The following is a 12,265-nucleotide window of genomic DNA, read 5'->3' on the forward strand; positions in this document are numbered from 1 at the left end:
CCGTGTTCAGCGCAGCAGGCCGAGGTCCACGGCGTCGGCCATGGCCGCGAAGCCCGCGGCGTTGGGGTGGATGTGGTCGCCCCGGTCGTAGGCGGGCAGGTAGCGCAGCGGGTCCTCGGGGTCGGCCAGCGCGGTCGCGAAGTCCACGACGCCGTCGAACGCGCCGCCGGTGGTGATCCAGGTGTTGACGGCCTGGCGTTCGGCCTCCAACCCCTCGTCGTACCCGGCGCTGCCCTTGAGCGGTGGGAGCGTCCCGCCGACGATCCGCGCGCCCGCCGCGTGCACCCGGTCGACGATCTGGCGGTAGGCGGTGACGAGCTGGTCGGCGGTGGCGCGGTTGCGCAGGTCGTTCGTGCCTTCGAGGAGGAGCACGTACCTCAGGCCGTCGCGGGTGAGCACGTCGTGCTCCAGCCGGTTCAGCACGCTCAGGCCGTCCTGTGCGGTGTCGGCCAGCACGCGGTTGCCGCCGATGCCCACGTTCACGACGGCGGGGTCGCGTCCGGGGGCGGCGGCGAGCCGGGCCGCCAGAAGGTCCGGCCAGCGCTCGAAACCGTCGACGGCCGTGCCGGAGCCGTCGGTGATGGAGTCGCCGAGCGCGACCAGCGTCTCGTGGGTGGGCCCGTGGGTGACGGCGACCGCGTTGAGGAAGATCCAGCTTCTCACCGTGGTGGTGAACGAGCCGCCGTCCTCGTCGGCGGTGTGGTCGCCGGTCGTGAGGTAGTTGGTCTGCACGGCGGAGCGGTGCCAGGTGGCCGGGCCGGTGGCGTCCGGGAGGTAGACGCTGACGGCCAGGTCCTGGCCGCTCCTGACCTTCAGCTCGACCGGGTCGCTGTAGACGTCCTGACCGGCGGGGACCGTCACCGAGGGCGCGCCGCCGAAGGCGAGCCGCCTCAGTGTGCCCCCGGCCAGCGCCGGGCCGGAGCTCCGCAGTGCCACGGTGGCGCTGCCGAAGGTCACCGGCCGGTCGCCATGGAGGTTGGAGAGCCGGACGCGCACCTCGTCGCCGTCGCCGCGCATCCGTACGACCATGCGGATGCTCTGGTTCTCGTACGCGGGCGGCACGGCGGCGGCGGCCGAGGAGTGCAGGGAGGTGGCCCAGGCGTCGGCCCAGTGCCCGCCGGCCTGCGCGGGAAGCGCGATCGGCGTGGCCAGCGCGACGCCGAGCAAGGCGGTGAGCAGGCGCCGGGAGGTCACGGAGGCGTCCTTCACGGGAGCAGAAGGTCGGTGACCAGCGGCAGGTGGTCCGAGGCGTCGGTGCTCACCAGCCAGGCCGAGCGCACGTCGGAGCCCTTGGGCACGAAGACGTAGTCGAAGCGCCACGTGTTCGCCGCCGACAGGCCGGGGCCCACGCCGACCCGTGCCCACGCGTCGTCGTACCGGTCGGTGAAGGTCCTGATGCCGGGGAAGGTCGGCACGGCGTTGGTGTCGCCGAGGAAGATGACCGGCTGGGCCGACTGGGCGAGCCGGGCCGTGATGGCGTCGGCCTGCTCCTGCCACTCGGAGTCGCTGGTGTGCTGCATGTGCGAGTTGCCCAGCCGTACCTGCTTGCCCTGGATGTCGACGACGACCTCCAGCAGGCCGCGCGGCTCGCTGCCGGTGTACTGCGGGAGGCGGGTGTTCTGCGATTCGAGGATCGGCCAACGGGACAGGAACGCGGTGCCGTACTGCCTGCGCGGCTGACCCGGCTCCAGCGGGTCCAGGTCGTAGTTGGCGCCGTAGGCCTGGTGCATGCCGAGCATGCCGGCCAGCTCGCCGGCGGTGTCGAGCCACTCGCTGCGCGCGCGGAAGTGCTTGTCGACCTCTTGGAGACCGATGACGTCGGCGTCGACGGCCTCGATCATCTCGGCGGTGTGCCGGAGGTCGAAGACGTTGTCGGGTCCGGCGCCGTAGTGGATGTTGAAGGAGGCCACGCGGATGACGCCGCGCCTGATCCTGCGCTTCTCCACGGTCGCGGAGGCGGGCATCGCGGCCAGTCCGACACCGGCCGCCGCCACGGCGCCCGCGCCGAGCAGACCTCTCCTGCTGATGCTCATGATGGGGGGTTTCCTTTCCGGGATTTACTTGAGCGCGCCGGACGTGAGCCCGGCGACGATCCTCTTCTGGAAGACCAGGACGAGGATCACGAGGGGGATCGTGACGACGACCCCCGCGGCCATCTGGGTGCCGAACGGGGTGTCGAAGTCGGAGGCTCCGCCGAACTGGGCCACCCGCACGGTGGCGGTCTGCATGTCCGCCTTGCTGATCATGGTCAGCGCGATCATGAACTCGTTCCAGGTGGCGAAGAACGCGAGGATGGCCGTGGTGAACACGCCCGGCGCGGCGATCGGCAGGATCACCCGCCGGAACGCGCCCCAGCGGGTGCAGCCGTCGATCGTGGCGGCCTGCTCCAGCTCGTGCGGCATCTGGCGGAAGAACGCGGTGAGCGTCCAGACGGCCAGCGGCAGCGCGAACGACATGCTGGGCACGATCATCGCGTGGTAGGTGTTGATCCAGCCCAGCTCCGTGAAGAGCTTGAGCAGCGGCACGATCAGCAGCGCGCCGGGGAACATCGAGGTGCCCATGATCAGGCCGAGCACGAGGTTCTTGCCGCGGAAGCTGAGCCGGGCCAGCGCGTAGGCGCAGCAGATGCCGAGGATCAGCGTCAGCGCGGTGGTGCCGGCCGACACGACCAGGCTGTTGAGCAGCGCCCGGCCGAAGTCGCTGTGCCCGGAGAACACCGCGGCGTAGTTCTCCAGTGACGGTGGCGACGGCCAGGGCGTGGTGGAGAAGATGTCGCCGGTGCGCCGCAGGCTGGAGACGACCATCCAGTAGAACGGCGCCAGGCAGTACACCACGACGAGCCCGGCCCCCAAGGCCCTCTTCATGCCGTCCTCTTCCTTGATCGTGCGTCGGCGAGCAGGTCGGCGCCGAGCAGGCGGACGAAGACGAACACCACGACGGCCACGTACGAGATGAGCACGATCCCGTAGGCGGCGGCCGACCCGTATCTGAGCTGGGTGGCCTCGTCCCAGACCAGGGCCGACAGGGTCTCCACGGAGAGCTTGCCCCGGCCGATCATCACGAACGGCAGGTCGAACATGGCCAGCGCGTCGAGGATGCGGAACAGGACCGCCACCACCAGCGCGGGCCTGACCAGCGGCAACGTGATGCGCCAGAACGTCTGCCAGGCCGAGGCGCCGTCCACTTTCGCGGCCTCGTAGACCATCGTGGGGATGATCTGCAGCCCGGCGAGCACCAGCAGCCCGACGAACGGCGCGGTCTTCCACGTGTCGGCGACGACGACGGCGAGCTTGGCCTGGACGCCCTCGGTGGTCCACAGGATCTTCTCGCCGATGACGGCGTTGGCCACGCCGTCGGCCTGGAACACCCACCGCCACATCAGGCCGGAGATGGCGGTCGGCACCGCCCAGGGGATGAGGATGCTGGCCCGCACCAGGCCGCGGCCGCGCAGGACGTTGTGCATGACCAGCGCCATCGCGACGCCGAGCACGGTCTCCAGCGTGACGGTGACGACGGTGAAGATCGTGGTGTTGGCCAGGGCGTTGAGGAAGCGCTCGCCGACCAGCTCGGCGTAGTGCGCCAGGCCGACGAACCGTTCGCCCTCGACGACGAAACCGTCGGCGTCCAGGCCCTCGCCCCGGACGTACATCGACTCCCGCGCGGCCGCGACCAGCGGGTACAGGACCACCAGGGCGAGGGCGAGCAGCGTCGGGGAGATCATCAGTGCGGTGAACCACCGCGAGCCGCGCCTCATTGCTTGAGCAGCCCCGACAGTTGCCGCTGCAGCCCGGACAGCGCCTGGTCGACGGCCACCTCGCCGGACAGCGCCGGGTAGACGGCGTTCTGGATCGCCGCGGTCACGTCGCCGTACTTGACGGCGACCGGCCGGGGTTTGGCCGCGACGATGCCGTCCTTCAGGGAGGGCAGGTACGGGTACTGCTTGACGAGCTCCGGGTCGTCGTAGAGCGCCGTGCGGGAAACGGGTGTGCTGTTGACCGTGGCCCAGGCCTTCATCTGCTCGGGCGAGGTGAGGAAGGCCAGGAAGTCCTTCGCGGTCTCCTTGTGCTTGGAGAACGCGGAGATCGCCAGGTTCGCCCCGCCCAGGGTGCCGCTGCCCGGACCGTCGAGGCCGGGAATGGGGGCGACCCCGACCTTGCCCGCCACGGGGCTGTCGGCGGCGTTGGCGATGCCGTACAGCGAGGCCCAGCTGCGGGCGAAGAGCACCTTGCCGCTCTGCAGGGCGTTCTTGACCTCGTCCTCCTTGAAGGTGATGCCCTCCTTGGGGATCATGCCGCTCTTGAGCCCGTCGACGAGGAAGGTCAGTCCCGCCTTGGCGGCGTCGGTGTCCAGGTGCGGCACGCCGGACTCGTCGGCCACGGTGCCGCCCGCGGACTGCACGGCCTCGGAGAAGGAGACGGTCAGGCCCTCGTACTTGTCGAGCAGGCCCGCGTAGCAGGACATCTCCTTGTGCCCGGGCAGCACCTCGTCACAGGTCTCCTTCATCCCGGCCCAGGTCGTGGGGGCCTTGTCGACCAGGTCGCTGCGGTAGTAGAGCAGGCCGGTCCCGGTGAGCCAGGGCATCGCGTACAGGGTGCCCCGGTAGGTGGCGGTCTGCAGGGTGGGGGCGAGGAACTCCTCGGCCTTGAACGTGCCGGCGGCGATGGGGGCCACCCAGCGGTTGGCGGCGAACTCGGCCGTCCAGACGGCGTCCAGCATGATGACGTCCATGGCGTCCGACTTGGTCTGCGCGTTGTTGATGAGGCGCTGCCGCTGGCTGTCGGCGTCCTTGGGCTGGATGTCCAGGGTCACCTGCTGGTCGGGGTGGGCCGCGTTCCAGGCGTCGATGACCTTTCTGGTGGCGGCCTCGTGGCTCTGGGTGTCGACGATGGTGATCGGGCCGCGTCCGTCGGCGGGCGATTCCTCCTCGTCGGCGGCGCACGCGGTGGTCGTGGCGAGTGTCAGCGCGCAGGCGAGCAAGAGGGTCTTCTTCATCGTGGTTCCTTCAGGGTGACGACGGTTCCGGTGAGGCGGGCTTCCTCTGCCGCCCACGCGATCTCGTGGCTGTGCAGGCTCTCGCGGGGGTCGGAGAGGATGGGGGAGGGGTCGTTCCGGCTGAGGGCGTCCAGGAACGCCGTGACCAGGCCCTGGTCGCCGCCGCTGTGCCCGTCGGCGGGCGGGTTCGTGTCGATGACCTCGACGTCCCCGGTCACGAAGTCGGTCACGGTGAGCCGGGCGCCGTCCCCTTCGAGTGACCCGCGCGTGCCGAAGATGCGGGTCTGGCGCGGGGTCTTGGGGGAGAAGGCGGTCATGGTGAACGAGGCGGTCGCCCCGCCGTCGAAGTCGAGATTGACCACCTGGTGGTCGACCACGTCGTTGTCGCAGGCGTACACGCATCTGCCGTAGGGGCCCTCGCGCAGCGCGCGCAGCACGCCCGCCTCGGTGGTGTCCTCGCTCAGCACGGCGAGCGGCCAGCGGTCCTGGCTGCCCACGAAGGGCAGGTAGATGCGCCGGGCGTCGTAGGGGCAGTCGGCCGCGACGGCGCAGTCCAGGCAGCGTTCCGCCGCGCCCGCCGGCTGGTTGTCGGCCGTGAAGTGCTTCAACCCCCCGAACGACGACACCCGCGTCACCCGGCGGCCCATCACGTACGTCAGCCAGTCAAGATCGTGACACGATTTGGCCAGCAGCATGAACGTGGCCTGATCGGTACGACGCCAGTTGCCGCGCACATAGGAGTGGGCGTGATGCCACCAGCCGACGGGCTCCAGGTGCTCGATGTTCACGATCTCGCCGAGCCGCCCGCTGTCGAGCACGTCCTTCACCCCGCGGGTGTAGGACGTGTAGCGCATCACGTGGCAGACGGCGAACAACACGCCCGCCCGTTCGGCGGCCGCGACGATTCTCCGGCAGTCCTCCAGCCGGATCGCCATCGGCTTCTCCAGCAGGATGTGGTAGCCGAGCTCGGCGAAGCGCACCGCCGGTTCCACGTGGTTGGCGTCCAGCGTCGCGATCACCACCGCGTCCGCGAGTCGCGGCTGCTCGGCGAGCTCCCGCCAGTCGCCGAAGCCGACGGCGTCCGGGTGCTCGGCGAGCAGTCCCTCCCGGCGCCGTGGATCGGGCTCGGCCACGGCGGCGAGCCTGGCGCGACCGTCCGCCGTCGCGTACCGCGTGTATCTCGTCCCTCGGTCGCCAGCACCGACCAAGGCCAGACCAACCTGTCGCATGTTCCCAACTCCAATTATGAGAAGACGCGACGTAAAGCTAGAGTTTGCCCAGTCCTACCGTCAAGGGGCCTTATGAGAACTCTTGGTGTTACTAACGACACCGCCCTGCTGCGCCGCCTCAACACGCGCGCCACCCTGCACGCCCTGCGCCAGGGCGGGCCGCAGACGCTGACCCAGCTCGCACGTGCCGCCGGCCTCTCGCGGCAGACCGCCGAGGTGGCCCTGTCCGACCTGACCGAGCGGGGGCTCGCGCAGGAGGCCGCGCCGACCGAGGGCGGGGCGGGGCGGCCCGCCCGGCGCTTCAGGTTCAGGTCCGAAGCCGGTCACGTCGTCGGCCTGGACGTGGGGCCGCGGCGGATTCTCGCCATGCTGGCCGACCTCAACGGCGACGTGATCGAGGAACGCCGGCTCGACGCGGACGAGCACATGCCCGCCGCCGAACGCCTCGCGCTGGCCGAGCGGGCCGCCACCGCGTGCGTGGAGGCGGCCGGGCTGGCGCGCGGAGGCGTGTGGGCGGCCACGGTGGGCACCTCGGGCGTCGTGGACCGGTCCGGCCGGGTGTCGGTCTCGCACCTCATCCCCGGCTGGACCGGGCTCGACCTCGGCGGCCAGGTCGGGCGATGGTTCGGCTGCCCCGGGTTCGCGGCCAACGACGCCAATCTCGCGGCCGTCGCCGAGCACTGGCGGGGCAGCGCGCGGCACGTCGAGGACCTGGTCTACGTGTTGTCCGGATACCGGGCCGGGCACGGCCTGCTGCTCGACGGCCGGTTGCGTACCGGACGCACCGGCAGCGCCGGCGAGCTGGGCAGACTGCCGCTCACCGGCTGGGAGGACTCCTCCGTCGTGCTCGCCAAGGCGGGACGGGACGCCGAGGAGATCTTCCAGGCGGCGCACGCGGGCGAGGAGCAGGCGCTCGCGGTGGTGGACCGGCTGGCTCACGGGCTCGCGCGTGGCGCGTCGGCGCTCGTGCTCGTGGTGGACCCCGAACTGGTCGTCGTGGGCGGTGGGTTCTCGCGCGCGGGCGAGTTGCTGCTCGTACGCATGCGGGCGCATCTGGCCCGGATGTGCCTCAACCCTCCTGAGGTCGCGCTGTCCACGTTCGGCGAGGAGAGCATCGCGCTCGGCGCGGTCCGGATGGCACTCGACCACGTCGAGCGGGAACGGCTCGGGCTGTGACAGGACGAGGCGGCCCGCCATGCCCTTAGAAGTCCTGCTCGCGGCCGTCTTCGCCCTGGTCACGGGCGTCAACGACGGCGGCGCCCTGCTGGCCCCCGGCCACAAGCTGCCCACGGTACGCCCACGGACCGGCATCGCCGTGCTCGTCGCGATGAACGCGCTGGTCCCCCTGCTGACCCAGGAGGTGGCGCAGACCTTCACGCGACGCCTGGCCACGCCGCAGGGCCCGCACGCCCGGCACGCCCTGGCGGTCGCGGTGATCGCGGCGCTGGTCGTCGTCCTCACCCTCAGTCATCTCGGCAAGCCCACCAGCCTCACCCTGGCCATCGTCGGCGGGCTCACCGGGGCCGGGATCGGCTGGGGCATGCCCGTGGCGGCCGGGCCGGTGGCGCTCGTGCTGGTGGTGGGGCTGGCCGCGCCGTTCGCCGGGGCGCTGGCGGCGCCGCTGGTGGCGCGGCTGCTGGGCGCCGTGACCGCGAGCCGGGGGCTGGCACGCTGGAACTGGGCCGGGTTCGCCGTCCAGAGCCTCGCCTACGCCGCCAACGACGGCCAGAAGATGACGGCCCTCTTCATCCTCGCGCTGGGCGTCCCGGACGCGCCGCTTCCGCTCACGCTGACGACCGCGGCCCTGTTCGGCGTCGGAGCCCTGTACGGCCTGCCGAAGGCGGGCCGCACGCTGAGCATCGAGATCATCTCGGTCCGCCCCCTGTACGGCGTCGCCGCCCAGGCCGGCTCCGGCCTCACCGTGATCGGCTGTGCCGCGGCCGGGATGCCGGTGAGCATGACCCAGGCGGTCGCGGGCGGGCTGATCGGATCGGCGATGGCGGAGGGCGGCGGCAGGGTGCGCTGGCACGCGGCCGTCAAGATCGTGCTGGCCTGGCTGCTGACGTTGCCGACGAGCGCCCTGCTCGCGGGGCTGGCGTCGGCCGGGCTGAGGATGGCCGTATGAGGCGGCTGAGCCGGGTCCGTGATCTGCTGGCCGGGCGCATGGACACCGCGCTGACGGAGGCCCTGACCGGACAGCTCCGGGCGACCAGGGAAGGCGCCCGGCTGGCGCTGGCCATGGCGGCGGGCCAGGTCGATCACGCGGAGGCGCACGAGCGCATGCGGACGATCGAGCACGTCGGCGACACCCAGCGGGCCCGGCTGCTGGTGGAGCTGGAGTCCGTCCTGATCACCCCGATCGACCGGGAGGACCTGTTCCGGCTCTCGCGCGCCATCGACGACGTGCTCGACGCGCTGCGCGACTTCGTCAGGGGCGCCCACCTGTACCGGCTGCCCGGCCGGACCGGCTTCACCCCGCTGCTCGACCAGGTGCTCACGGGCATCGAGGCGCTGGACGAAGCGGTACGCGCGCTGGCGTCGAAACCGTCGGCGGCCGTGGGGGACGCCCTGGCGGCCAAGAAGGCGGGCGGGGCGGTGCGCAGGATGTACCAGTACGAGATCGCCCGGATCTTCACCGGCGAACTGACGGCGGACAAGATGAAGGAACGGGAGCTCGCCCGCCGCCTTGAGCTCGCCGGCACGGCCATCGCCGCCGCGGCCGACGCGGCGGCCGAGGGCGCGATGAAGCGCTGAACGCTCTGCCCGCCGCCCGGCCGCCCGGCCGCCTGACGGTACCGCCTAGGGGTTCTGGAAGGTGACCTCGGGGTCGGCGGGGGACGGGCCGTCCAGCAGGGGCCGGGGTTCGCCGTGCAGGTGCCGGTCGAAGAAGGCGCCCACGTACGCCGTGGTTATCTCGCCCGACCGCTTTCCCGGCAGGGGCGCGGTGGGGTCGGTGATCCCGACCTGCCCGCCCAGGACGGGAAGGTCGATGAAGGTGAAGTGGCCGGAGCCGGTCACGGTCAGCCAGCGCTTCCAGCCGTCCATCCGCCGCCAGTCCCGGAGCCAGGTGGTGTCGATGGAGTCGGGCGAGTGCTGGGCCTTGGTGCCGAGCATGAGGAACGGCCGTCCGCCGAGGCCGGAGGCGGGGACCGGGGCGAAGAACGTGCCGTCCAGGTTCACCCCGGCACGTACCCGGCGGTCGGCGGCCATGACGCTCGCCACGGCGTTGCCCCCGAGCGAGTGGCCGGCGGCGCCGATCCGGCGCGGGTCGATCATCCTCCAGCGCTTCCAGGCGGGCGCGGGCCCGGCGGGCAGGGTCAGCCGGTCGATGACGAAGGAGAGGTCCGTCGCCCGGTTGGCGGCGGCCTTGGCCATCAGCGCCTTCTCCTCCTCGTCGGTGGGCGCCTTCTCCACCGTCTCGCAGGCGACGCAGGTCAGGGTGCGGCCGCCGGGAAAGGTCGTGCCGAACGACTCGTAGGCGTGGTCCACCAGGGCGACGACGTTGCCCTTGGAGGCGAGCTCTTCGGCGAGCATGGTCAGGGTGGCGCGGTTCAGGGTGAACCCGGGGGAGAGCACCACCAGGGGGTGCCTGCCGCCGACGGGGCGGGCACCGATGTGCGCGTTCGTCCGGACACCGGCGAGCTGTTCGGGCTTGAACGCGGCGCCGAGCCGCTGCCCGTCGAGGAGCAGCTGGGCCTCGTCGACGGTCATGTACGGCGCGGCGCTCCCGCCGGCGCGGGCCGGGTAGTACATCGACACCATCAGCTCGCGGGCACCGGCTGTGGGCATCCACGGGTCACGGCGGTCGCGGTCGACGAGGTGCAGGGTGTCGCGCCCGACCTCGTACCGGCCGGTGGGGCGAGGGATCGCGACCCGCACGTCGGAGGGGTTCGTGGAGGACGCCGCCGCCGAGGCGGCGGTCGCGGCGGTCACAGGCAGGGCCAGGGCGAGGGTGAGCAGGGCGGTCGCGGCGGTGCGAGGAGTTCTGAGCATGAGCAGGACTCTAGGAAGAACGCCAACACACCCGACATGCCCGAAAGACCACCCTCCACCCCTACTTTCGTCAGGTCACCGTGTCCGAGGACGGTGACCGCGGGGGTGGGGTGCCCAGCAGGTGGGTTGCGCGGTCCGTGAGGAGGTGGAGGGCTGTGCGGCCCTTGCGTTGTGTCGACACCAGGCCGGCCCCGCGCAGGGCGCCCAGGTGTTGTGAGACCGCGCTCGGCGTGATGCTCAGGCGGGTTGCCAGGGCCGCGGTCGTCAGGGGTTCGGTCAGGGCGGCGAGGATCTGCGTTCTGGTGTGGCCGAGCACGGGGGCCAGGCCCGTCAGCGCCGGTGGGGGCGACTCCCACAGCAGGCCGACGCCCGTCGCCGGGTAGCGGATCGACGCGGCGGTGACCGGGGCCTTGTCGACGCCCACGTCCGGCCAGTTGAAGACGCTGGGCTGCAGGACCAGGCCATGCCCGCCGGTGTCCACCGTGTGGACGGAGTGCGGGGTGCGGCGGCCGTGCACCACCAGCTGGCCGTCGTCCCAGGCGATGTCCCGGTGCAGCTCGGCGAACAGCGCCTGCACCCCGCCCTCCACCAGCGTCAGCGCGCGCCGGCCGATGTCGGCCTCCAGCACGGCGCACATCCGCCCCCACTGCGGCGCGATCAGCGACTCGTGGCAGCGACGCAGCGCCTCGGCCAGCCGCGGCAGCACGGTCGCGGGTTCGGGGGCGTCCTCGGCCGGTATGCCCAGGACCGCGCCGTACTCCTGCCGGAAGAAGTCCTCCTGCGTGGCCCGTACCAGGTCCAGTTCCGCCGCCATGGAGGGCAGGCGCTGTGTCGGCGTCGGGAACAGGAACGACGGCAGCGATCCGGCGATCAGCGCCCGCAGCAGCGGCAGCTCGCGCTCGCCGGCCAGCAGCGGGCGCGCCTGACGCACCCAGGGCCGGTGGACGGTGTGCCCGCCCGTACCCAGCAGGATCCGCAGCGCCAGCACCGTCTCGCCCAGCGGCGAGACGGCGAATCGCACCTTCGCGACCGACGCCGCGGTGAACCTGATCTCGACCGCCATCCGTCCTCATCATGTAGCTGTGGCTGAACGATAGCCGAGGAGCGCCGCCTTCCCGCAGGCTGCCGGGCATGGACTTCTTCACCTCCTACGACGGCACCAAGCTCGCCTACCACGTGTTCGGCGACGGCCCCCCTGTGGTCTGCCTGCCCGGCGGGCCGATGCAGGCTTCCGCCTACCTCGGCGACCTTGGAGGTCTCTCGGCGCACCGGCAGTTGATCATGCTGGATCTGCGGGGCACCGGGCAATCCGCCGAGCCGCAGGACACCGCCACCTACCGTTGTGACCGCCTCGTCGATGACGTCGAAGCCCTGCGCGGGCACCTTGCACTCGACCGGATGGACCTGCTCGCCCATTCAGCGGGCACGAACCTGGCGCTCCTCTACGCGAACCGCTTCCCGGAACGCGTCGGGAAGCTCGCCCTGATCGCCCCGAGCGTCGCCGCCGTCGGCATCACGGTCAGCGAGGACGTCCGGAGGGAGACCGCCCGGCTGCGCGAGGACGAGCCCTGGTTCGCGGTGGCGTACGCGGCCCTGGAGAACATCATGGCCGGACAGGGCACCGGCGACGCCTTCCAGGCCATCGCGCCGTTCTGGTACGGCCGCTGGGACGAGACGGCTCAGGCGCACAGGGCCGCCGAGGACGAGCAGCGGAACAACGCGGCGGCGGCGGTCTTCGGCTCCGGAGGAGCCTTCGACGCCGAAGCCACCCGCGCCGCGCTCACCCGCTGCACGTCGCCGGTGCAGGTGCTCGCGGGTGAGGTGGACCTGAACTCCCCGCCTCCGGCGGTGATCGAGCTCGCCGAGCTGTTCCCGCGGGCCGAACTGGTCGTTCAGGCGCGGGCCGGACACTTCCCGTGGCTCGACGACGCCGACCGGTTCGTGGCCACCACCTCGGCGTTCCTGCAGTAGGCGAGCCCGGCCCGTCTTCACCGCACGCGCGAGGTCGGCTGCATTCCAGAGCCGCCTCCAGAGCCGCCGCCAGAGCCGCC

At 71.8% G+C, this 12,265-nt stretch carries 12 protein-coding genes; 4 read left to right on the plus strand and 8 right to left on the minus strand.

The window, feature by feature from the left end; translation table 11 throughout:
• Positions 1 to 6: 6 nt before the first annotated feature.
• Genes ACIHAD_RS32260 through ACIHAD_RS32285 form a run of 6 tightly spaced genes read right to left on the minus strand, consistent with a single transcriptional unit; the run spans position 7 to position 6,221 of the window.
• Positions 7 to 1,194 (minus strand): GDSL-type esterase/lipase family protein, encoded by a 1,188-nt coding sequence (locus tag ACIHAD_RS32260; protein ID WP_397358464.1) that lies wholly within the window; start codon positions 1,192 to 1,194, stop codon positions 7 to 9.
• A gap of 11 nt (positions 1,195 to 1,205) precedes the next feature.
• Positions 1,206 to 2,033: an endonuclease/exonuclease/phosphatase family protein gene (locus ACIHAD_RS32265; RefSeq protein ID WP_397358465.1), complete on the minus strand. Its 828-nt coding sequence runs from the start codon at positions 2,031 to 2,033 to the stop codon at positions 1,206 to 1,208.
• A gap of 24 nt (positions 2,034 to 2,057) precedes the next feature.
• Positions 2,058 to 2,864: a carbohydrate ABC transporter permease gene (locus tag ACIHAD_RS32270; protein ID WP_397358466.1), complete on the minus strand. Its 807-nt coding sequence runs from the start codon at positions 2,862 to 2,864 to the stop codon at positions 2,058 to 2,060.
• Positions 2,861 to 3,754: a carbohydrate ABC transporter permease gene (locus tag ACIHAD_RS32275; protein ID WP_397358467.1), complete on the minus strand. Its 894-nt coding sequence runs from the start codon at positions 3,752 to 3,754 to the stop codon at positions 2,861 to 2,863. The genes ACIHAD_RS32270 and ACIHAD_RS32275 overlap by 4 nt, the downstream gene beginning before the upstream one ends.
• Positions 3,751 to 4,992 carry an ABC transporter substrate-binding protein gene (locus ACIHAD_RS32280; protein ID WP_397358469.1) on the minus strand — a complete coding sequence of 414 codons (1,242 nt, stop codon included), beginning with the start codon at positions 4,990 to 4,992 and terminating at the stop codon, positions 3,751 to 3,753. Before ACIHAD_RS32280 ends, ACIHAD_RS32275 begins: the two co-directional genes overlap by 4 nt.
• Positions 4,989 to 6,221 (minus strand): Gfo/Idh/MocA family protein, encoded by a 1,233-nt coding sequence (locus ACIHAD_RS32285; protein ID WP_397358470.1) that lies wholly within the window; start codon positions 6,219 to 6,221, stop codon positions 4,989 to 4,991. Before ACIHAD_RS32285 ends, ACIHAD_RS32280 begins: the two co-directional genes overlap by 4 nt.
• 72 nt (positions 6,222 to 6,293) lie before the next feature.
• Here ACIHAD_RS32285 and ACIHAD_RS32290 point away from each other — a divergent pair, with 72 nt between their 5' ends.
• Genes ACIHAD_RS32290 through ACIHAD_RS32300 form a run of 3 tightly spaced genes read left to right on the plus strand, consistent with a single transcriptional unit; the run spans position 6,294 to position 8,975 of the window.
• Entirely contained in the window at positions 6,294 to 7,397 is a 1,104-nt protein-coding gene (locus ACIHAD_RS32290) for an ROK family protein (protein ID WP_397358471.1), read from the plus strand.
• A gap of 19 nt (positions 7,398 to 7,416) precedes the next feature.
• Positions 7,417 to 8,346, plus strand: coding sequence for an anion permease (locus ACIHAD_RS32295; RefSeq protein WP_397358472.1), 930 nt, complete (start codon positions 7,417 to 7,419; stop codon positions 8,344 to 8,346).
• The gene (locus ACIHAD_RS32300) at positions 8,343 to 8,975 is read left to right on the plus strand and encodes a DUF47 domain-containing protein (protein ID WP_397358473.1); all 633 of its coding nucleotides are present in this window, start codon (positions 8,343 to 8,345) and stop codon (positions 8,973 to 8,975) included. The genes ACIHAD_RS32295 and ACIHAD_RS32300 overlap by 4 nt, the downstream gene beginning before the upstream one ends.
• A gap of 45 nt (positions 8,976 to 9,020) precedes the next feature.
• Here ACIHAD_RS32300 and ACIHAD_RS32305 read toward each other — a convergent pair whose 3' ends face one another.
• Together ACIHAD_RS32305 and ACIHAD_RS32310 are read right to left on the minus strand one after the other, a co-directional pair.
• Positions 9,021 to 10,214 (minus strand): alpha/beta hydrolase family protein, encoded by a 1,194-nt coding sequence (locus ACIHAD_RS32305; protein ID WP_397358474.1) that lies wholly within the window; start codon positions 10,212 to 10,214, stop codon positions 9,021 to 9,023.
• A 70-nt stretch (positions 10,215 to 10,284) separates the two neighbouring features.
• Positions 10,285 to 11,277 (minus strand): DUF5937 family protein, encoded by a 993-nt coding sequence (locus ACIHAD_RS32310; protein WP_397358476.1) that lies wholly within the window; start codon positions 11,275 to 11,277, stop codon positions 10,285 to 10,287.
• Between the two features lie 68 nt (positions 11,278 to 11,345).
• Here ACIHAD_RS32310 and ACIHAD_RS32315 point away from each other — a divergent pair, with 68 nt between their 5' ends.
• A complete protein-coding gene (locus ACIHAD_RS32315; RefSeq protein ID WP_397358478.1) occupies positions 11,346 to 12,185 on the plus strand; it encodes an alpha/beta fold hydrolase in 840 nt (279 codons plus the stop codon).
• Positions 12,186 to 12,265 lie beyond the last annotated feature (80 nt).

It is taken from the genome of Nonomuraea sp. NPDC052265 (assembly GCF_044547985.1).
In the GTDB taxonomy this organism is placed as follows: Bacteria; Actinomycetota; Actinomycetes; order Streptosporangiales; family Streptosporangiaceae; genus Nonomuraea.